Origin of the sequence: Achromobacter sp. ACM05 (genome assembly GCF_019218915.1) — a bacterium.
GTDB classification, from domain to species: Bacteria; Pseudomonadota; Gammaproteobacteria; order Burkholderiales; family Burkholderiaceae_B; genus Achromobacter; species Achromobacter animicus.
Genome location: NZ_JAHUWQ010000001.1, coordinates 502,647 through 524,341 on the forward strand (window position 1 = coordinate 502,647; position 21,695 = coordinate 524,341).

The window sequence follows — 21,695 nt, forward strand, 5'->3', positions numbered from 1 at the left end:
GCATGATTCCTGACTAGAATTGCGCCGACAGGGATTTTGATGCCGCGCGCCGAGAGGCCGCGGCTTAGGTGTGACATGGATAGCGCTCCTCGCTTCGAGGCAGTCAACGGAGCCCGCTTCGAGGTTCTGTGGGTGGATGGCGACCGGGTCTTCGGGCGCGGCGCCTCGAAGCTGGCCGTCTGGCTCAGGCCGAACGACAGCTCGGAGTGCGCGCGGCACCTCCTGGAACAGGAATACGGCCTGCGCGACTACCTGCATCCGGCCTGGGCGGCCGTGCCGACCGAGCTGGCGCGCGTCGGCGGCTCCACCGTCCTGTACCTGCAGGATCCCGGCGGACAACCGCTGGCCATGCACCACTCGCGGGCGATGCCCGCCCCGGCATTTCTCCGCTTCGCCATCGCGGTGTCGATGTCGCTGGGCAAGATGCACAGCGCCGGGCTGATCCATCGGAATCTCAAGCCGGCGCACATTCTGTTCAACGAGCAGGACGGCGCCGCTCACCTGACCGGCTTTTCGTTTTCCACGCCGCTCGGCGCCTACCAGACGGCGCTCGCCTCAACGCCGGGCGACATCGTCGGCACCCCGGCCTACATGGCCCCCGAACAGTCCGGCCGCTCCGGCCACCGCGCCGACGCGCGATCCGATCTGTATTCGCTGGGCGTCGTCTTCTACGAAGCCTTGACCGGCGAGCTTCCGTTCCAAGCCGAATCGGCGCTGACCTGGCTGCACAGCCATACGGCGCGCCTGCCCGTGGCGCCCGCCGAGCGCAACCCCGGCATCTGCGCCGAGCTCTCGGCCATCGTCATGAAGCTGCTCGAGAAATCGGCGGACGACCGGTACCAGACGGCGGAAGGGCTTGCCGCGGATCTGCAGTGCTGCCTGACCACGCTGACGGCCGGCCCCAGCGCCGCCCCGGACTTCGTGCTGGGCCGCTACGATCACCCCGGGCGCGTGCGCGTGCCGGCCACGCTGTACGGCCGGGGCACCGAGCTGGACATCCTGCTCGGCGCCATGGGCCGGGTGGCGGGATCGGGCCGCGCCGAAGTGGTGCTGATCTCCGGCGAACCGGGCGTCGGCAAGTCCATCCTCATCGAAGAACTGCATCGCGTCGTCGGCAGCCAGTACACCCTGCTCGCCAAGGGCAAGGGCGATCCTCACAGCCACGCCGGTCCCTACGCCGCGCTGGTCGAGGCGGCGCGAGGCCTGCTTCAGGCCGTGCTTGCCAAGAACGAGAGCGATCTGGGCGAGTGGCGCGAAAAGCTGCGCGTGGTGGTCTCCGCGGGCGGCGACAGCTTGCTCGCGTTGATTCCCGAACTGGCGATGATCGTGCCGGACGCGTCGGGCCTGCTGGCCGAAGGCGACGCCAAGGCGCGGTTGCGCCTGGCCTTTCAGCATCTGTTCTGCGCGTTCTCGTCGCCAGGCCATCCGCTGATCCTGTTCCTGGACGACCTGCAGTCGACCGACGCCGCCACGCTGCGCGTCATTGAACAGCTGGCGCAGATGGATCTGCAGAACATCCTGGTCGTGGGCGTGTACCGCGCCGAAGACATAACGCCGCGCCACGCGCTCGCCGCCTTCATTGACAGCCTGCGCGCCAACACGATTCCCCTGACCGAGATTGCGCTCACCAACCTGCACGAGCGCGATTCCGCCCGCCTGATCGCCGATGCGCTGCAAAGCAAGTCGCCGTGGATCGATCCGCTGGTCAGCCTGGTGCAGGCCAAGACGGCCGGCAATCCGTGCTTCATGCTTCGCTTCCTGGCCACGCTTGCGGCCGAGGGACTGCTGCACTACGACCCGCGCCGCCAGCGCTGGATCTGGGATGCGGACGCCATCCGCGAACAGGCCTATACCGACAACGTGGTCGGCATCATCATCCAGCAGGTCGAGCGGTTGCCGGCGGACAGCCGCGAAGCCATTCAACACATGGCCTGCCTGGGACATGACACGTCGCTCGACAAGCTTGCGCTCGCGCTGGACTGGCCGCGACTCGACGTGGCCAGCGCCATGCGCGAATGCGAGCGGCAGAGCCTCGTGTTCCGGACCGGCGACGTGTACCGCTTTCCGCACGACCGCGTGCAGGCGGCCAGCTATGCGCTGATTCCCGAACGGCAGCGCGCGGCCACGCACCTGGCGATCGGCCGGCGGCTTGCGCAGGACCTCGAACCTGAACAACTGAAGGCGCAGGCATTTGAACTGGTCGACCAGTTCAACCGGGCATGGCAACTGGTGCACAGCCAGGAAGAACGCGTCCGGCTTGCCCATCTGAACGCCCTGGCCGGCGCGCTGGCCAAGGACACCGCCGACTATTCCGCGGCCATCCGATATCTGGAGGCCGCCTCGGCGTTCCTGTCCGACGACGGCAGGCAGCATCAACCGGCGCTGGCCTTCACCATCGAGATCACCCGCGCGGAATGCGAGTTCCGCAGGGGCGCGGTGGCGAGCGCCAAGCATCGGCTGGCCCGGCTGGGAGAGCGCGAGGGGCCATTGCCGGAACTGGCCCGCGTGACACAGTTGCGCGTGGAAGTATTCATGGCGCTAGGCGAGCGGCACGAGGCCATTGACGCCGGGCTGCACTACCTGCGCCGCGCCGGCATCGACTGGACGGATAGCCCGTCCGATGAAGCCGTCTCCAGCGAGTACGCCGAGTTCAATACGCTGCGCGACGGCCGGCCTGCGGCTGCCCTGCTCGGCCTCCCTGAGATGCAGGACGCCGACGCGGAAGGCACGATGGGCGTGCTGACCGCGCTGCTGCCCCCGGCCTGGACGCTCTTTGCGAATCTGCGCGAGCGCGTCATTCTGCGCATGGCCAACCTGAGCCTGCGCCATGGCAATACGGATGCGTCCAGCCTTGGTTATGCGTGGCTGGGCATGATCCTTGCCGCGCGCACCGGCGACTACGCAGACGGCTACGCCTTCGGCAAGCTGGGCGTCGATCTGGTCCAGCAGCGCGGACAGGTCCGTTTCAGCGCGCGGGTCTATCAGGTGTTCGGCGGCCAGATCGTGCCGTGGTCGCAGCCCGTCAGCCAGGCGCGCGACCTGCTGCAAACCGCCTTCGAACTGGCCAGCCTGCAGGGCGACTGGACCTATGCGTCCTTCGCGCTGAACAGTATGGTCACGCACATGCTGGCCACCGGCGGCGCGCTGAACACCATCCGCGCCGACGCCAGCCGCGGCCTAGCCTTCGCGCGCAAGGCGGGTCTTGAAGTCCTGGACCGGTATACGTCGCAGCTTCAGCTGGCCAAGATGCTGCAGGGCCTCACGACGCAATTCGGCACGCTGGACGACGCCGGTTTCAGCGAGGCTGAATTCGAACGGAAGATCCAGGCCGAGCCCGGCCGGAACGTCACGGCCTGCTGGCACTACCTGCGCAAGCTTCAGGCCCGGGTTTTCGCTGGCGATTTCACCAGCGCCGTGCGCGCCAGCCAGGAAGCCTCCGCGTTCGTCTGGACGTCGCTGGCGTTCATCGAGGAGATGGAATTCCACTTCTATTCCGCGTTGGCCCGCGCCTGGTGTCCCGTGCCGGCGTGTCCGTCGGAACGCGCCGCGGCGCTGGTCGCCGTAAAGGTCCATCTTGAGAAGCTGCGCCCGTGGGCCGCATCCAGCCCGTCCAACTTCCAGAGCCAGCAGCTGCTGATCGACGCCGAAGTCGCGCGTCTGAATGGCGACGTGCTGGACGCGATGCAACGCTACGACGACGCCATCCACTGCGCCAGCGACCACGGCCTCGTGCACGTCGAAGGACTGGCCAATGAATGCGCCGCGCGCTTTTTCGAGGGCCGCGGCCAGCAGCGCATTGCGCACACGTATCTGCAACATGCACGCGCGTGCTATCAGCACTGGGGCGCTTCGGGCAAGGTCAGGCAAATCGACGCCCTGTATCCCACGCTGTTCGTGGACCGCAGCAGCGCCGCGCAGGGCTCCACCATCGAAACCCCGGTAGAAAGCCTGGATCTGGCCACCGTCATCGACATCTCCCGCGCGCTGGCCAGTGCGCTGGACTTGCAGACCTTGCTGGACAAGCTGATGAAGATCGCGCTGGAACAAGCCGGCGCCACGCGTGGCGTGCTTGTCTTGCAATCGGACGGCGAACTGTATGCCCGCGCCATCGCGACCACATCCGGCGATTCCGTGACGATCAGCCAGCGCGCCCAATCGCTGGACGAAGCCGGTCTGCCGCAGCAGATCGTGAACTACGGCTGGCGGACCGGCGAGACCATCGTCCTCGACGACGCGTGGGCGACGGGCGCGTTCACCGGCGACCCGTACGTGCGCGCCGCGCGGCTGCCGTCCGTGTTGTGCCTGTCGTTGACCACCCAGTCCAAATCCATCGGCGTGCTGTACCTGGAAAACACCCTGGCGCGCGGCGTATTCGCGCCGCACCGGACCGCCGTGCTGCGCCTGCTGGCATCGCAAGCCGCCATTGCCATCGAACGCGCGCGCCTGTATCGCGATCTGGCGCAGCGCGAGGCCCGGATACAGCGGTTGGTCGAAGCCAACATCATCGGCATCTGGTTCTGGCGCGACGACGGACAAGTGCTGGAAGCCAATGACCTGTTCCTGTCCATGACCGGCTACGACCGCGAGGACGTGGGCGCGGGCCGGCTGCGATGGACGGCGCTGGTGTCACGCAGCGGCGCTGTGTCCCTGCATGAACTGTTGCTGCGCGAGACCGCCGAGCCGGTCGAGACCGAACTGATCCGCAAGGATGGCCGCCGCGTGCCCGTGCTGCTGGGCTCCGCCCGGTTCGCCGCCGACGACAACCAGGGCGTGTCGTTTGTCCTGGACCTGTCCGAACGCAAGGCGGCAGAGGCCAAGATGCAGCAGATTCAATCGGATCTCGCGCACGTCACGCGCATGACCACCGTCAGCTCGATGACGGCATCCATCGCGCACGATGTCAGCCAGCCGGTGTCGGCCGTGTTGACCGAAGCGCAGGCGGCGCTGAACTGGATTGCGCGCACGCCGCCCAACACCGAAGAAGTCGCGGAGTCCTTGCGGCGCATCGTGCGCAGCGGCCAACGCGCCGGTTCAATCATTTCGGGGGTACGCGCGCTGATCAAGAAGGCGCCGGCGGCCTTTGGTCCGATCGAACTGAACGGGCTCGTGAAGGAAACGCTGACGCTGCTGCGCAGCGAGCTCGATTGCAGCGACGTCCAAGTGATCCTGGACCTGGCTGATGGAGCGCTGCACACGTCCGGGGACCGCGTTCAGCTGCAGCAGGTCCTGCTCAACCTGTATGTCAACGCGGTCGACGCCATGAAGCACGAGCCCTCTGCACGGCAACTGACCGTCGTCACCCGGCTTGCCTCAGACGAGGAAGTGCTTGTGGAGGTGCTGGATACCGGCAGCGGCATCGACGCGGCGTCGGTGAAGAAACTGTTCGATCCCTTCTTCACCACCAAGACCAAGGGACTGGGGATGGGTCTTGCCATCTGCCGCGAGATCATCCAGCTGCATCACGGCCAGATGTGGGCGCGGCCCAACAGCCCGGCGGGCGCGGTGTTCTATTTTTCGCTGCCCGCGCAGGCTTGAGTCATTCGCCGTCGCCGGCCTCGGCATCGTCGCGCGAGGCAGGCGCGTGCGCGGCCACGCGCGGATTGACCTTCATGATCATCTGCACCAGCTGGGCAAAGCTGCGCGCCTGCATCTTCCGGTACGCGCTGGCCCGGTGCGCCTTGACCGTCACTTCGCTGATCCCCAACTGCTCGGCGACTTCCTTGTTCAGGCAGCCGGACGCGATCAACTCGATCACCTGCTGCTCGCGCGCGGTCAACGAGCGATAAAGCGCCATGACCTTTTCGAACTCCTGCTCCTTTGCGCGACGCGCGACGTCCGACTCCAGTGCGCGGTGCACGGAATCCAGCAGCCGCTGCTCGGAAATGGGCTTTTCCAGGAAATCGATGGCGCCAGCCTTCATGGCCTTGACCGTCTGGCGGATATCGCCAAAGCCCGTGACCACCACGATGGGAATGTGATCGCCCAGTTCACGCATACGCGCCTGCAATGCCAGGCCGTCGCCATCCGACAATTGCAGATCCAGAATCAGACAGGAAGGCACCGGCGGCCGCGCCGCCGCCTGAAAGGCGCTGATCGAGTCGAAGGTTTCGGCGTAGATCCCGATGGACGACAGTAAGCGAAACAGCGAGTCGCTGACCTCGGCGTGATCGTCCACGATGTACACAATCGCAGAGGGCGCGCCGGATTTTTGAATGTTCAACGCTATGACTCCTTGCGGGGCGCGGCGCAATGCTTGCGTCGCATGCCTCATAGGGCAGCCACCAGATACAAATGCTGCGAGTTTAAGCGTTGAGATTTGTCCCCTTTAACTGCGGGCGGCCGAAGCCGCCCTGCAGATTTCCCGCCAGGAGCCTCACTTCCTCTTTTCGCTAAGGAGATGAAGGGATGCCAAGCCCCCCGCTTATGTGTCCCCGTTAGACGTCCGGCGTGGCGGCCTTCGCTGCGGCAGGCTGACGCGCCATCTCGATGAACGCCCGCTGGTAATCCAGGGCGTCGTCCGCCTCGCGCGACCCCAGGAAGATCTGCTTGGGAATACCGCGCGGACCCAAGCGCACCGGCACCAGATCCATCTTGACCGCGTACTCCTCGACCAGCCAGCGCGGCAGCGCGGCCACGCCGCGGCCGCTGGCCACCATCTGCAGCATGATGTCGGTGGTCTCGATCGCCTTGTGCCGCTTGGGCGTGACGCCGGCCTTCAAGAGGAACTGGTTGTAGATGTCCAGCCGTTCGATATCGACGGGATAGCTGATGAGCACTTCCTGCGTCAGTTGCTCGGGCTTCACGTAGGAAACCGACGCCAGCGGATGGCCCTTGGCCACGACCAGCACCTGCTCGTAATCAAACACGGGTTCGAACTTCAGCCCCGGCTTGAACAGCGGATCGGGGGTGACCAGCAGGTCGATCTCGTAGCCGAAGAGCGCGCCAATGCCGCCGAATTGGAACTTCTGTTTGACGTCCACATCCACGTCCGGCCACGCGGCCAGATACGGCGCCACCACCTTGAGCAGCCACTGATAGCATGGGTGGCATTCCATGCCGATGCGCAGCGCGCCGCGTTCGCCCTGGGCAAACTGGCCCAGCCGCTCTTCGGCCAGGTCCAGCTGCGGCAGCACCCGGTTCGCCACCGCCAGCAGATATTGGCCCGCCTGCGTCAGGCGCAAACGTCTTCCCTCACGCAGCCAGATATCGGTGCCGAGCTGCACCTCCAGCTTCTTCATGCTGTGGCTCAGCGCCGACTGGGTCAGGTTCAGCACGCCAGCCGCGGCCGTCAACGAACCCTGTTTTTCGACCTGCTGCACGATGCTCAGATGGATACGCTCAAGCATTCTTATGATCTAGATTCATGGATTTGTGAAATAAAACCATTTTACGTCATGGGTTTTGATATTTAGCATTGCGTTCTTGTTTGCCGCTGTGTTCCGCACGTTGACCCGATCAACACGCACGTTCCATGGCAAGTCGACTCCCTCCGCGCCGATTGGCTTCATGGAAGCAAAGATGACACACCCCCTACGCTTGGTCGCCGTTTCCGGCGGCATGCAACGTCCCTCCAGGACCACCGCCCTGGCAGAGGAACTGCTGACGCTGATCGCCAATGAAATCCCCTGCGAACCCCGCCTGGTCGAAATGGGCCGGATCGCCCCGCAGCTTGCCGGCGCGACGTGGCGCTCGAACTTGCCCGACTCGGTCGAGCGCGAGTTGACCGCGGTGGAGCAAGCCGATGTCCTGGTGGTGGCAACGCCCGTCTATCGCGGCTCTTATACCGGCCTGTTCAAGCATTTCTTCGATTTCATTCATCAGGACGCGCTGATCGACAAGCCGGTCCTCCTGGCCGCCACCGGCGGCAGCCAACGCCATGCGCTGATCATCGACCACCAGTTGCGGCCGTTGTTCAGCTTCTTTCAGGCGCGCACGCTGCCGCTCGGCATCTACGCCACCGACGAGGACTTCGTCGACTACCGGCTTAAGAACGACGCGCTGATTGAGCGTGCCGGACTGGCCGTCCAACGCGCACTGCCGCTGGTCGAACTGACCCGGCAGATGCGATCTGCCGCGGCCGTGGAAGCCATCGCGGCCTGAAGCCCAGGCCCAGCGGCTTTCACAGCAAGCCGCGCAGAAACGCCTCCGCGAACGCCGGCCCCGTTCACCCTGAATTCACGCTTATCGCAGCACTTTTGCATCCGACCATCATGAACAAAGACTTCACCTTCAGCATCAAAAGCCTTCGCTTCGATGAAAACTATCAGCCGTCGGACAGCACGCGCATCACGACCAACTTCGCCAATCTGGCCCGAGGCGAAAGCCGCGAGCAGAATCTGCGCAACACGCTGAAGATGATCGACAGCCGTTTCAATGACCTGGCGCATTGGGACAACCCCACGGGCGATCGTTATTCCGTTGAGCTTGACATCATCACCGCCGAGATGACGCTGGGCGCAAACGGCAATGCCAATGCGTTTCCGCTGATCGAGGTGCTGAAGACCAACATCGTCGACAAGAAGACCGGCAACCGCATCGACGGCATCGTCGGGAATAACTTCTCGTCCTACGTGCGCGACTACGACTTCAGCGTGTTGCTGCCCGAATACAACGACAACAAATCCACGTTCAGCACGCCGGACGATTTCGGCGACCTGCACGGCAAGCTGTTCAAGCACTTCGTTGAATCCGAGGCCTACAAGGCAAACTTCAAGAAGCCGCCGGTCATCTGCATCAGCGTTTCCAGCAGCAAGACCTATCACCGCACCGACAACCACCACCCGATCCTGGGCGTGGAATATCAGCAAAGCGAATTCTCCCCAACCGATCAGTACTTCGAAAAGATGGGGCTGCAAGTGCGCTACTTCATGCCGCCGAACAGCGTTGCGCCGCTGGCGTTTTATTTCCAGGACGACCTGCTGGGCGCCTACACCAATCTTGAGCTGATCGGCACCATCAGCACGATGGAAGCGTTCCAGCGCATCTATCGCCCGGAAATCTACAACGCCAATTCCGCGGCCGGGAAGCGCTACCAACCCAGCCTGAAGAACCAGGATTATTCGCTGACGCAGATCGTGTACGACCGCGTCGAACGCAGCCAACTGGCCGTCAAACAGGGCAAGTTTGCCGAGGCGCACTTCATCAAGCCGTACAAGCACGTGCTTGATCAATGGGCCGCCAGCCACTCCCACCAATAAACGAACACAGACGGACACCCGCCATGAAAAAGCTTTTGCCCACCTCGACCGCCGGCAGCCTGCCCAAACCCTCCTGGCTTGCCCAGCCCGAAAAGCTCTGGTCGCCCTGGAGCCTGCAAGACGAACAACTGATCGAAGGCAAGCAGGACGCCCTGATCCTCGCGCTGAAAGAACAGGAGCTGGCCGGCATCGACATCGTCAGCGACGGCGAGCAGACGCGTCAGCACTTCGTCACCACGTTCATCGAGCATCTGGACGGCGTTGACTTCGAAAAACGCGAAACCGTCCGCATCCGCGACCGCTATGACGCCAGCGTGCCCACCGTCGTCGGCGCCGTCAGCCGCCAGAAGGCCGTCTTCGTCGAAGACGCCAAGTTCCTGCGCCGGCAGACCAAACAGCCGATCAAATGGGCGCTGCCCGGTCCCATGACCATGATCGACACGCTGTACGACGCGCACTACAAGAGCCGCGAAAAGCTGGCCTGGGAATTCGCGAAGATCCTGAACCAGGAGGCCCGCGAACTCGAAGCCGCCGGCGTCGACATCATCCAGTTCGACGAACCTGCGTTCAACGTCTTCTTCGACGAAGTGAACGACTGGGGCGTCGCGACGCTGGAACGCGCCATCGAAGGCCTCAAGTGCGAAACCGCCGTGCACATCTGCTACGGCTACGGCATCAAGGCCAACACCGACTGGAAGAAGACGCTGGGTTCGGAATGGCGCCAGTACGAGGAATCGTTCCCCAAGCTGCAGAAGTCCAGCATCGACATCGTCTCGCTGGAATGCCATAACTCGCACGTGCCCATCGACCTGATCGAACTGATTCGCGGCAAGAAGGTGATGGTCGGCGCCATCGACGTGGCCAACCACACCGTCGAAACCCCGGAAGAAGTCGCCAACACACTGCGCACGGCGCTCAAGTTCGTGGACGCCGACAAGCTGTACCCGTGCACCAACTGCGGCATGGCGCCGTTGCCGCGTGCGGTGGCCAAGGGCAAGTTGAATGCGCTGAGCGCGGGTGCGGAGATCATTCGCCGGGAACTGGCGGGTTGATGAAGCAGGCAGCAGGCGGCGCAGCGGGATAGCGTCGCCGCGCGCAATGGAAAGGGGTCCGTTCATGGTTGAGCGACCCCTTTTTTTTTCGTCCAGCGACCCTGGTTCCAACCGACCGGACAACCCACGCCGGGATTACCCGTAATAAGAAAAATCTCTCAAATCAGCGGCCAATTGTGATTACTTGCCGCCCGAACCCGCGTGCTAATTTTTCCCTGCAATTCAAAGCTCGCTTCATAACACTCAAGGGAATCACACCATGCACGCCGTGGGAAAAGCATGCCGCAAGGCGGGGATGGCATCGTCCGTTCGCAGCACGTTCTTGAAGTTGATGGCGCCGGCGCTGATCGCCGGGTTGGCGCTGGGCATGACCGCCGCGCCAGTCCAGGCCGCGGACTTCCCGGGCGACAAGCCCATCAGCCTGGTCGTGCCGTTCCCCGCCGGCGGAGGCACCGACTTCATCGGCCGCCTGCTCGCCTCCGAGATGGGCAAGGCGCTCAAGACCACCATCGTGGTCGAGAACAAGGGCGGCGCCAACAGCAACATCGGCACCGCGTACGTGACCCAGGCGCGCCCCGACGGCCACACGCTACTCGTGTCGGGCGTGGGCATCGCCACCAACCAGGGCCTCTACAGCAAGCTGCCCTACAAGCTCGATCAGCTCGACCAGATCGCGATCCTGGCCTTCGGCGCCGACGTGCTGGTGACCGCACCCGGCTTTCCGGCCAAGACGCTGGCCGAGTTCGTCGCGCTGGTGCAAAAAGAGCCCGGCAAATACTCCTACGCCTCGTCGGGCAACGGCACCACCGGCCATCTGGGCATGGAAATGCTCAAGCAGCGCGCCAAGCTCGACATCATGCATGTGCCCTACAACGGCGGCTCGGCTGCCATCAACGACGTGCTGGCGGGTCGCGTGGACGTGCTGTTCGTCAATCAGGACACGGCGCTGCCGCACGTGCGCGTCGGCAAGCTGCGCGCACTTGCCATTGGCAGCGCCAAGCGCAATCCCACCTATCCCGACACGCCCACCGTGGCGGAAAGCGGCTATCCGGGTTTCTCGTCCGAATACTGGTTTGGCCTGTCCGCCCCGGCCGGTGTGCCGGCGCCGGTGTTCCAGCAACTCTTCGAGGCCACCCGCACCGCCATGCAGTCGCCCGCCATTCAGGAAAAGCTGGGCGCCGTCGGCTTGGTGATTCCACAGCTTACGGATCGCAAGCAATTCGTGACGCTGGTTGACGCCGAGGTGCAGAAGTGGGGCGAGGTCGTGCGGGTGTCCGGCGCGCGCATCGATTGATGCGTGACGCTGCACGGTCCGGGCGGCCCGTGCCGTGCGCGATCACTTGAAGGCAGATCGGGGCCGCTAGCGCGGCCCCGTTGTCATGCCTGGCCAGCGTTCGCGGGCGCGGCGTCGATGGGCGCCAGGAAGTTCAGGCGCATGAGCGTGTCGCGCGTGATGTCCACGATCGAGTCGATGTGCGCACCATGCGAGGCGGTCAGATACGAGATATAGAAGCGCGCCGGCGGAATCGGCGGATCGGCGGGCAGGGCGCGCAACACGCCCATGGTCAGCATGTCCTGCAAAAGCGGCACCGGCAGAATGCCGATGGCATGGCCCGCCGCGATCAGGCGCGAGATCAGCGCCAGCGAATTGGTGGTGCTGGGCCCAGACATATCGACACCGCCCGACGCCAGCCAGTTTTCAACCACGGTGTAGAGCGTGGAAGGCGGCGAGTGCGTGGCGATGTGATGGCCGCGCGCGTGCTCTGCGCGGAACGGATCGGCCGTGATGTGCAGCGTGGGCGAGGCCACCCAATGAAACGTCATCCAGCCGACGAACACGTCGGTGATGGTGTCGCCCGTGGCCGGATTGGTCAGCAGCGCCATGTCCAGCTCGCCCGCGTTGAGCTTGCTGTTGAGCACCGACCCCACGTCCACCGTCATCTCCAGCGCGAGCGAGGGGTAGTGTTCCTTGAGCTGTGCGATCACTGCGGTCAGGCCTACGTTGGCCGAGCACTCGTCCGCGCCCAGCCGCAACTTGCCGCCCAGGCTGCGATCCTTGCCAAAGTGTTCAAGCTGGCGCGTGCTGTGCAACGCGCTCTCTGCATGACGCAACGCCGACTGCCCCACATCGGTCAACGTCACGCGCTGGCGCGAGCGATCAAACAGCTGCACCTCCAACGCGCCTTCAAGTTCGCGGATGCGGGCCGAGACGGCCGGCTGCGTCACGTGCAGATGGCGCGCGGCCGCGTGGATGCTGCCCAGCTTGGCGGTCCAGTAAAAGGCCTCAAGCTGGCTTAGGGTTATCCGCATGATAAGAACTCTTTTTCAAACTGCGCCGAAACTTTGATTATTGGCCCGGAAAGCCCGCGTGATACCTTTTTTTCACCGGCTTCCGAGCCTTTTTCATTGTAGTGAAGACAAGCGATGTATCTGATTCATCCCATGCCCGAGGCCTTGCCGCATGAAGATCTGGCGCTGTTGCTGAAGGCGGAGCCGGCCACCATCGGGCACTTCCAGACCACCGGCTTCATGCGCGGCGACATCCGCGCACATCAGCAGGACGTGCGCATCGCCGGGCCAGCCGTGACCGTGCGCATGCCCGGCAACGATGGCGGCATTCTGCATCATGCGATGGCCTGCGTGCGTCCCGGCGACGTGCTGGTGATCGACCGGGCTGGCGAGGCCGTGACCGCAGCCTTCGGCGGCGCCATGGCCTACGCCGCCAAGCAGGCCGGCGTGGCCGGCATCATTGTGGACGGCCTTGTGACCGATCTTGGCGAATTGCGACAGCACGGCATGCCGGTGTGGTCGCGCGGGCCTTCTCCCATCACCACGCGCTTGCTGGGTCACGAGGGCGAATTCTGCGGCACGATCCACTGCGGTGGCGTCACGGTGCGGCCCGGCGCGGCCGTGCTGGCCGACGAAAACGGCGTGCTGGTGCTTGATCGCGCCGCCGTGCGCGCCGCCGCGCAGCAGGCCATCGATTTCCAGACCCAGGAGCAGACCACGCTGGCGCGCCTGCGTGCCGGCGAGAAATTCCCCGACATCGTGGGCTCGCGCGCGCTGATCGAACGCGCCATCGCGGCAGCCCAAGGAGCAAACGCATGAGCATCGACCTCGACATCACCGACCTCGCGCAGCGGCTGCGCCGCCGCGAGCTGCGATCCGAAACGCTGGTGAGTGACTACCTTGCGCGCATCGCCGCGCTCGACGGCTGGCTGCACGCCTACGTGGCCGTATACGCCGACGAGGCGCTGGCCGCCGCGCGCGCAGCCGACCTGCAATTGGACCAGGGCATCTGGCTCGGCCCGCTACACGGCGTGCCGATAGCGCTGAAGGACCTGATCGACATCGCTGGCCAGCCCACCACCATCGGCTCGCCCATCCACGCCAACGCCGTTGCCTCGCACACGGCCGAGCTGGTGCGGCAATTGCAGCGCGCCGGCGCCATCATCCTGGGCAAGACCCACATGGTGCAGTTCGCCATGGGCGCCTGGGGGCCCAATCAGCACATGGGCACGCCGCGCAATCCGTGGGATGACCGCGTACACCGCATCCCCGGCGGATCGAGCAGCGGCTCCGCGGTTGCGGTCGCGGGACGCCTGGCGCCGGCCGCCATCGGCACCGATACCGGCGGCTCGGTGCGCGTGCCCGCCAGTTACTGCGGCATCACGGGCTTCAAGCCGACCGTGGGCCGCATCTCGGCGCACGGCGTGGTCACGCTGAGCCAGACGCTCGACAGCGTAGGTATCTTCGCGCACAGCGCCGCGGACGCGCGCCTGGTGTTCGACGCGCTGGTGCCGGTTGAGCCCGGCGAGTGGCGCGAGCCGCTCGACGCGTCGCGCTTTGGCATTGCCGGCGCCACGCTGGGCCGTCTGCCGGAGGCGTTCCTCAATGACGTCACGCCCGCCGTGCGACGCGCCTATGAAGCATCCATCGCGCTGTATCAGAGCCTTGGCGCGCAGATCGTCGAAATCACGCCGCCCGCCACGCTGTCCGAGTTCAAGGCCGTGACGGGCGACATCATGATGACCGAAGGCGTGGCGTCGTTCGAGCGCGAGATGACCGACCTCGACCTTCCCGTTGACGACTCGGTGCGGCCTCGCCTGCTTGCTGCCCTCGACGTGTCGGCCTTGCGCTACCTCGCCGCGCTGCGCGAGCGCGACCGCCTGCAAGCGGCGATGGAGTCGCGGCTGCAGGGCGTGGCGGGACTGCTGACGCCCACCACGCTCACCACCGCGCTGCCGCTCGACGAGGTCGATCACGGCAACGCGCCCGTCCACTACACACGCATCGGCAATCTGTTGCAGATGTGCGGCGTCTCGGTGCCCAACGGCCGCGACGACGCGGATCTGCCCACCGGCCTGCAGATTCTCTGCCCGGGCGGCGAAGACCGGCTGGCGCTGTATCTGGCCGAGGTCTTCCAGCGTCATTCCGATTGGCATCGCGTGCGCGCCGACACGCGTGCGCAAGCGACCACGGCATAACCCGATGCCGTGGCAGGGCGCGCGCGGCGCGCGTGCCCATACACAAACAGGGGGAAAAACATGAAACGAAGCATTCTGGCGGCGCTGCTGGCGGCCGCGGCAACCTCGTTCGCCGCGGCCGGACCCGCCCGCGCGCAGACCGCCGCCTTGCCCGAAACCCACTTCGCGGTCGTCGGCGGCGGCAGTCACAACTACACCTTCGGCGCGGTTGAAAAGCCGTTCTGGGAAAAGACCCTGCCCGAAGCCTCCGGCGGCAAGGTCACGGCCGAACTGATCGGCCTGTCCGAGAGCGGCCTGAAAGGCCCTGAGATCGTGCGCCTGATGCGTGCTGGCGCGCTTGACGTCGGCATGGGCGTGTTCGCCTTCGTCAGCGGCGACGACCCCACCTTCGAAGGCGTCGACCTGCCCGGCATGGCGACCGACTACGCCACCGCGCGCAAAATGGTGGCCGCTTACCGCCCGGTGTTGGAACAGCGCATGCTCAAACGCCACGGCGTGCGGCTGCTGGCCACGGTGCCGTACACCGCACAGGTGTTCTTCTGCCGCGCACCGGTTAAGACCCTGGCCGATCTGAAGGGCCGCAAGGTGCGCACCCGCGGCAGCAACATGGCCGAGTACGTGCGCGCGCTGGGCGCGTCGCCGGTGACCATACCGTTTGCCGAGGTCATTCCTGCGTTGCAGACCGGCGTGGTCGATTGCGCAGTGACCGGCATCGGCTCGGGCAACGCCGCAAAGTGGTACGACGTCGCCAAGAACCTTTATCTACTTCCCATCGACTGGTCCATCGGCTTTTACGCCATCGCCGAACGCCGCTGGCAGAAGCTGGATCCCGCCGTGCAGCAGTTCATGCTCAAGGAGGCGAAGGTGCTGGAAGATCGCCTGTGGGACGAGACCGGCCGCGAGGGCGACTATGCGCTGGCCTGCAACACGGGGCAGGGCGAATGCCGCATCCACACCCAGGCCGACATGCAGGCCACCGCGCCCACCGAGGCCGAGCGCGCCACATTGCGCGAGGTCGCCACCGAGATGGCAAGCCGCTGGGCGCGGCGCTGCGGCGAGGAATGCGCCGCCAACTGGAGCGCGTCCGTGGGACAGTCCCTGGGCGTGACGTTGCGCTGAACTTCAAGGAACTCTCATGACGACAGAAACGCACGGTTCGCTCCGCCTGCTCGACCGCGTGGCCCGCATCGGCGCCTGGATAGGCGGCCTCGGGCTGCTGCTCGTGTCCTGGCTCATCGTGGCCGACCTGGTCGCACGCAAGATCGCGGGCGTCTCGCTCGGCGGCGCCGACGAGCTGGCCGGCTACACGCTGGCGGTGGCCAGCGCCTGGGCCTTTCCCATCACCTTGCTGCGCCGCTCGCACATCCGGGTCGACGTGGTCTACACGCATCTGCCCGCCAAGACGCGCGTCGTGCTCGACCTGTTCGCGCTGGCCTGCCTGGGCGTGTTCGTTGGCACACTGACGTGGCACGCATGGTTCGTGCTGGCCGACTCCATCGCCTTCCAGTCCGTGTCCAACACGCCGCTGCAAGTACCGCAATGGATCCCGCAGTCGCTCTGGTTCGCCGGCTACGCGTTCTTCCTGCTCACCATCGTGGTGCTCGGCGCCTGCGCGCTGGGCCGCGTGATGCGCGGCCGCTGGCAGGCCGTCAATGCGCTGATCGGCATCCACTCGGTGGAAGAGGGCATCGAAGAAGAAACCGCTGACGCACCGGTGCCCGCGCGCACGCAACCCCAGGAGTGAGCCATGTTGATAATGACGATTTCCATGCTGCTTGGCCTGCTGGCGCTGAGCGTGACCGCGGCCGCCACCGTGGGCCTGCTGGGCATGAGCCTGGCCGGCGTTTATTCCCCGCTGAAACTGACCAACGCCATCGGTGAACTGGCCTGGGGCACCAGCGCCGAATTCCTGCCGGTCGCGATTCCGCTGTATGTCTTGATGGGCGAGCTGCTGGTGCATTCCGGCGTCGCCGGCCGCATGTATGGCGCTGTGTCCAAATGGGTCTCGTGGCTGCCGGGCGGCCTGATGAACGCCAACATCGGCGCCTCCGCCATGTTCTCGGCGACCAGCGGCTCAAGCGTCGCCACCGCCGCCACTATCGCCACGCTGGCCCTGCCGGAGCAACGCAAGTCGGGCTACAACGCGCCGCTGTTCCTGGGCTCGATCGCGGCCGGCGGCACGCTCGGCATCCTGATCCCGCCCTCCATCAACATGATCGTGTACGCGCTGATCGCCAACGTGTCGGTGCCCAAGCTCTATCTGGCCGCGACGCTGCCGGGCATCCTGCTCACCGGGCTGTTCATCGCGCTGATTGTGGGCCTGTGCCTGTGGCGTCCGGGCCTCGCCGGCAAACGCCCCGCGGTCTCCTGGGCCGAACGCATCGCCGCCCTGCCGCACCTGCTGCCGCCGCTCGCGATCTTCGCGCTGGTCATCGGCGTGATCTACGGCGGCATCGCCACCGCCAGCGAATCGGCCGCGCTCGGTGTAGTGGCCGCCACCCTGCTGTGCGCCTACAAGCGCGTGCTGACCTGGGAAATGCTGGGCCGCGCCTTCGAGGCCACGCTGCGCACCACCGGCATGATCATCCTGATCACGCTGGCCGCGTTCTTCCTGAACTTCGTGCTGTCCTCGATCGGTCTCACCACCTTGCTGGTGAACGCCGTAACCAGCCTGGACCTGCCGCCGCTCGGCATGATGCTGGCCATCATCCTGTTCTACATCCTGCTCGGCTGCTTCATGGACACGCTTGCCATGCTGGTCACCACCGCGCCGCTCACCGTACCGATCGTCATCGCGCTGGGCTATGACCCGGTGTGGTTCGGGGTGCTGCTGATCGTGCTGTGCGAAATGGGCCAGCTCACGCCGCCGTTTGGCATGAATCTTTTCGTGGTGCATAGCGTGCGCGGGCAGGGGAAGTTCATGGATGTGGTGGTGGGCGTGCTGCCGTTCCTGGCGATGCTGTTGCTGATGATTGTGCTGCTGCTGGCAGTGCCGCAGTTGGCGCTGTGGTTGCCGGGGCAGATGGCTACGCTGTGAACGAGACGCGGCGGGTGCACGCTCGAGCGGAGTACCATTTTTTCGAGCAGATGCATTAGTCCCGCCGACAGCCCACGCCAGGCAGCCGGCCGCCTTAACCCTCACCGCGTGGAGTTGAATCGAACACACGGATGTCGCCGTTTCGCGTGGGCGGCCCGAGCACGTTGCGTTGCGGGCCGCACTGGACGTGGTTCGCGATGCTGCGCAGTTACTTGGCGATGAACACCATCAGCCCGGCGACGTGGCCCACCAATTCCTGGACTACAACGGCACTACCGCCGCAGCGCTGCCGCGATCCACGCGGGATTCGAAGGGGCGATTCAACGGGCCGTCGACGCGGGCGCATCGACCGCTCGTGAATCCTAAAGGCGTTCCCGCAAGGCCTGAAGCCGAGGACGGGGACTGAACGCCTCGGCAACTCAGACAATGTCTGAAACCCGCCCGGCCATATCGCCCCGGAGCAAGTCCGCCAACCGGTTCAGCCCGTGCGTCAAACGTGTCCGATCAATCGCGCCCCCCAACGACACACGGAGCGCCAAGGGACTGAACGCCCCCGTCGAAAATGACGCCGAATCCGTGACACTCACACCTTGTTCAAGCGCGGTTTGAATCAGCCGGTACAGATCGATATGACCCGGCAACTGCAGCCAGAGATGCAGCCCGTTCGGGTCGGCCTGAATCTCCCCCGGCAGGATCGACGCGGCAATGGCTTGCCGATGCTGCAGCTCACGCTTGACCTGCGCCATCCAATCATCCGCAGCGCCCGATTCGATCCACGTCGACGCCATCTCCGTCATCCAGGGCGTGGGCATCAGCGCCAGCGAGCGCAGGGCATCCAGCACGGGCGTCAACGGCTCGCTGGCGGGTACGACCAGGTATGCGGTCCGCAGGCCGGGCGCGATGCATTTCGATAGCGTCGACACGTAGTAAACCGGCGTCGACGACGTGTTGGCGGCCACCGAAAACATCGTGCTCGGCGGCTGCTCCGCCAACAGCCAGTACGGATCATCTTCAATAACCGGCAGCGAAAATTTCTTGGCCACCCGCAGCAGCTCTGTTCGCCGCTCGGAGGACAGCGTCAGCGCGGTCGGGTTCTGAATCGTCGGATTAAAGTACAGCATTGCCGGACGATGTTTTCGGCACACGCGCTCGAGGTCGGCGGGGTCCATGCCGAATGCATCCGACTCCACCCCGACGGCCACGCGCTGCAGCAGGCGGGCCGCAGCCAGGAAGCCAGGGTAGGTCAGCGCATCGCACGCAATCGCATCCCCGGCCTGGCTTTTGGCCAGAAGCAGTGCCGCGATCGCGGTTTGGGCGCCGGGGCAGACCACGATCCGGTCAGTGTCCACGCTGCCCAGCACCGGCTGCAGCCATTTCGCGCCGGCTGCGCGGTGCCGCGCGTCTCCCGCCCCCACGTGATAGCTCATCAGATCCATCGAGCTTGCCGCGGCCTGCGTCGAGCCGCTGCCTTCTGCAAGCATCTGCGAAAACGCGGCACTGCCGAGCAACGGCGGGATGTTCATCCCCAGATCGATCGTGCCGCCTGTTGCCGACCCGGCATACGCCACATAAGTCCCGCCGGCCCCCTGTGCTTCCAGAATCCCTTTCTGGCGAACTTCCGAATACGCCCGCGTGACGGTCGTGAGATCGACGCCCAATGTCTGGGCCAGTTCACGCTGCGTGGGAAGGCGATCACCCGGCCGGAGAACTCCATCCTCCACCGCGGTGACGATCTGCGTGGCGATTTGCTGATACCGCGAGCCCGCGCCGGGGGTCAGGGGCCGCACCCACGACAGGCTTGCTTTTTTCAGACGACGCGAGAGAGCCATGTTTGATTTTTTGGGTTTTTGGCCACTTCCGCAGGTGGCAAGGAGGTACGGGCCGGACAATTCAACTGCTTGTATGGATTTTGGCAGTAGAATTGGCAATCTTGTATGGATTTTAGCACTCGCTCCACGCGTTCCTGGTCCGGTTCAGCGTCCGCGCGTAGCGATCAAGCTGCTCAAGCAGCGTTTTGAGGAAATGATGAATTTCTGGGTCCCTTTAGCCTTCGGTACGTTCAAGCTCGGCGTGCTGGGCGTGTGCATGTTCCTCGCCATCAAGTCGCATCGCGAAGGCGCTAGAAAAGAGAAAGAGAAAAAGGAGATGGAACGCCTTGAAAGTCTCAAGGCGCTATCTCAGGAACGTTGAGCAGATCAGCTTCACCCCGAGATGATGCCCCGCATTGCATCCAGGCATAAAAAAATGCGGCTCGAGTGAGCCGCATTCGATAACAACAATGCTTAGGACTGCTGCGGTGCCACGAAGTGAGACACCTTCGGCGGCGCATCTCCGATGTGGAAACCGCGCACTTCGGCCTGCTGGTCCGCGTCGGCGTGCGTCACACGCTCATGTTGGCGCAGGTGTTCCAGCCACGACGTCACCAGGAAGTATTCCAGGTAGCGGCCCGGCTGCGCCGCATCTTCAAAGATCCCCCAGGCGTAGGCCCCATCGCGGCGGCGTTCGGCGCCGGCATGCTGCATGGCTTGCACGAAGTCCGTGCCGCGTGCCGGATCGATCAGGTATTCCACCGTGATCATGACCGGGCCGCGGTCATGCGACACCTGCTGATCGATCAGGGGCTCGGGCCAGTGCATCGACGGTGCGAGGTCCAGGTCGGCGCCCAACTGCAGTTTGGCCTTGCGGGTCAGCAGCATCGCAATCACCGAGCCGGCGGCGGCGATCAGCATCGCGGCGGGGACGCCGGCATGCACCGCGGCTTGGCCCCAGATCATGCTGCCTGCGGTCATCGAGCCGAAGAACACCGTCACGAAGATCGCCAGGCCACGAGCACGCACCCAGTCCGGCAGGGCAACCTGTGCCGATACGTTGAGCGAGGTCAGCACCATGATCCACGACGCGCCGGCCAGGAAGCTGAACGCACCGGCCACCACGGGATGCGGGATCACCGCAAAGACCACCAGCGTGAGCACCGTGCCCAGCGTACCCGCCATGACGCTGCGGTCAGGACCGAGCTTCTTGCGCAGCGGCGGCAGCACCATCGCGCCAATCACCGCACCCGCACCGACGCAGCCCAGGATGATCCCGTAGAGCATGGCGCCGCCATTGAGCACCTGGCGCACGATCACCGGGAGCAGGGCCCAGTAGGCGCTGGCAAACAGGAAGAATGCGACGGCACGGACCAGCGTGGACTTGAGCGGCTTGCTGTGCAGCGCAAAGCGCAGGCCGGCACGCATGGCATGAAACAGCTGCTCGCGGGGCAGACGCTTTTCGGCGGCAACCGGCGGCTTCCACCAGATCAGTGCGGCCACCACCACGATGAAGCTCAGCGCATTGACGAAGAACGGAATCGCCACGCCCAGGCTGGTGATCAGCACGCCGGCCAGCGCCGGGCCGATCGCACGGCTCACGTTGATGCCCACGCTGTTGGTCGCGATGGCTTGCTGCAGCGAAGGACGCGGCACCAGGCTGGGGACGATGGCCTGCCAGGCCGGCGCCGACAACGCGGTGCCGATGCCCATCAGCAGCGTGAAGCCCAACAGCACCCACGGCGTGGTCAGACCGAACCAGACCACCAGACCGAGCGCCAAGGCGATGAATCCCATGGCGATCTGCACCATCAGCAACAGCTTGCGGCGGTCCATCGTGTCGGCCAGCGCGCCGGCCAGGAGCGACAGCAGGAAGACCGGCAGCGCGCCCGCCGTCTGCACCAGCGCCACGAACATCGGCGACGGCGACAGCGACGTCATGAGCCATCCGGCGCCCACGTCATGCATCCAGGTACCGATGTTGGACAGCACGGTGGCAACCCAGATCACGGAGAAGGCGGAATAGGCGAAAGGCGAGGACGGCTGGGCGTCGGCGGGGCGGGTGTCGGCGGTCGTCATGGGAGGCTCCGGGGCTGCCGGTCAATACGAGAAAA

The 21,695-nt window shown here is 65.1% G+C and carries 16 protein-coding genes; 11 read left to right on the forward strand and 5 right to left on the reverse strand.

Features of this window, described 5'->3' with window-relative positions; all coding sequences use genetic code 11:
• Positions 1 to 75 precede the first annotated feature (75 nt).
• Complete coding sequence (locus KW836_RS02240) at positions 76 to 5,535, forward strand: AAA family ATPase (protein WP_218342342.1); 5,460 nt, start codon at positions 76 to 78, stop codon at positions 5,533 to 5,535.
• A 1-nt stretch (position 5,536) separates the two neighbouring features.
• On the opposite strand, the gene KW836_RS02245 is transcribed toward KW836_RS02240, so the two are convergent.
• Entirely contained in the window at positions 5,537 to 6,220 is a 684-nt protein-coding gene (locus KW836_RS02245; protein WP_239216539.1) for a response regulator transcription factor, read from the reverse strand.
• 214 nt (positions 6,221 to 6,434) lie between these two features.
• Positions 6,435 to 7,346 carry a LysR family transcriptional regulator gene (locus tag KW836_RS02250; RefSeq protein WP_218342344.1) on the reverse strand — a complete coding sequence of 304 codons (912 nt, stop codon included), beginning with the start codon at positions 7,344 to 7,346 and terminating at the stop codon, positions 6,435 to 6,437.
• Between the two features lie 172 nt (positions 7,347 to 7,518).
• Here KW836_RS02250 and msuE point away from each other — a divergent pair, with 172 nt between their 5' ends.
• From msuE to KW836_RS02270, 4 genes are all read left to right on the forward strand, one after another.
• Positions 7,519 to 8,100, forward strand: a complete 582-nt coding sequence (gene msuE, locus KW836_RS02255) for an FMN reductase (protein ID WP_175123853.1) — start codon at positions 7,519 to 7,521, stop codon at positions 8,098 to 8,100.
• A 110-nt stretch (positions 8,101 to 8,210) separates the two neighbouring features.
• Entirely contained in the window at positions 8,211 to 9,197 is a 987-nt protein-coding gene (locus tag KW836_RS02260) for a DUF1852 domain-containing protein (protein ID WP_218342345.1), read from the forward strand.
• A gap of 23 nt (positions 9,198 to 9,220) precedes the next feature.
• Positions 9,221 to 10,249, forward strand: coding sequence for a methionine synthase (locus tag KW836_RS02265; RefSeq protein WP_218342346.1), 1,029 nt, complete (start codon positions 9,221 to 9,223; stop codon positions 10,247 to 10,249).
• Between the two features lie 295 nt (positions 10,250 to 10,544).
• Positions 10,545 to 11,543 carry a tripartite tricarboxylate transporter substrate binding protein gene (locus tag KW836_RS02270; protein ID WP_255595073.1) on the forward strand — a complete coding sequence of 333 codons (999 nt, stop codon included), beginning with the start codon at positions 10,545 to 10,547 and terminating at the stop codon, positions 11,541 to 11,543.
• Positions 11,544 to 11,626: 83 nt separating this feature from the next.
• On the opposite strand, the gene KW836_RS02275 is transcribed toward KW836_RS02270, so the two are convergent.
• A complete protein-coding gene (locus tag KW836_RS02275; RefSeq protein ID WP_218342348.1) occupies positions 11,627 to 12,559 on the reverse strand; it encodes a LysR family transcriptional regulator in 933 nt (310 codons plus the stop codon).
• A gap of 114 nt (positions 12,560 to 12,673) precedes the next feature.
• Between KW836_RS02275 and KW836_RS02280 the strand changes: the two genes are divergently transcribed.
• Genes KW836_RS02280 through KW836_RS02300 form a run of 5 tightly spaced genes read left to right on the forward strand, consistent with a single transcriptional unit; the run spans position 12,674 to position 17,773 of the window.
• Positions 12,674 to 13,357 carry an RraA family protein gene (locus KW836_RS02280; protein WP_175123860.1) on the forward strand — a complete coding sequence of 228 codons (684 nt, stop codon included), beginning with the start codon at positions 12,674 to 12,676 and terminating at the stop codon, positions 13,355 to 13,357.
• A complete protein-coding gene (locus KW836_RS02285) occupies positions 13,354 to 14,736 on the forward strand; it encodes an amidase (RefSeq protein WP_218342349.1) in 1,383 nt (460 codons plus the stop codon). Before KW836_RS02280 ends, KW836_RS02285 begins: the two co-directional genes overlap by 4 nt.
• 60 nt (positions 14,737 to 14,796) lie before the next feature.
• Positions 14,797 to 15,855 (forward strand): TRAP transporter substrate-binding protein, encoded by a 1,059-nt coding sequence (locus tag KW836_RS02290; RefSeq protein WP_218342350.1) that lies wholly within the window; start codon positions 14,797 to 14,799, stop codon positions 15,853 to 15,855.
• 16 nt (positions 15,856 to 15,871) lie between these two features.
• Positions 15,872 to 16,480, forward strand: a complete 609-nt coding sequence (locus tag KW836_RS02295) for a TRAP transporter small permease subunit (RefSeq protein WP_218342351.1) — start codon at positions 15,872 to 15,874, stop codon at positions 16,478 to 16,480.
• Between the two features lie 3 nt (positions 16,481 to 16,483).
• Positions 16,484 to 17,773 carry a TRAP transporter large permease gene (locus KW836_RS02300; RefSeq protein WP_218342352.1) on the forward strand — a complete coding sequence of 430 codons (1,290 nt, stop codon included), beginning with the start codon at positions 16,484 to 16,486 and terminating at the stop codon, positions 17,771 to 17,773.
• Between the two features lie 419 nt (positions 17,774 to 18,192).
• On the opposite strand, the gene KW836_RS02305 is transcribed toward KW836_RS02300, so the two are convergent.
• Entirely contained in the window at positions 18,193 to 19,602 is a 1,410-nt protein-coding gene (locus tag KW836_RS02305; protein ID WP_255595074.1) for a PLP-dependent aminotransferase family protein, read from the reverse strand.
• On the opposite strand from KW836_RS02305, the gene KW836_RS02310 reads away from it, so the two are divergent.
• Positions 19,601 to 19,963, forward strand: a complete 363-nt coding sequence (locus KW836_RS02310; RefSeq protein ID WP_218343319.1) for a hypothetical protein — start codon at positions 19,601 to 19,603, stop codon at positions 19,961 to 19,963. The two genes, KW836_RS02305 and KW836_RS02310, sit on opposite strands and share 2 nt — an antisense overlap.
• 92 nt (positions 19,964 to 20,055) lie before the next feature.
• Here the strand turns inward: KW836_RS02310 and KW836_RS02315 are convergent, their stop codons facing one another.
• Positions 20,056 to 21,660 carry an MFS transporter gene (locus tag KW836_RS02315; protein WP_218342353.1) on the reverse strand — a complete coding sequence of 535 codons (1,605 nt, stop codon included), beginning with the start codon at positions 21,658 to 21,660 and terminating at the stop codon, positions 20,056 to 20,058.
• Between the last annotated feature and the right edge of the window lie 35 nt (positions 21,661 to 21,695).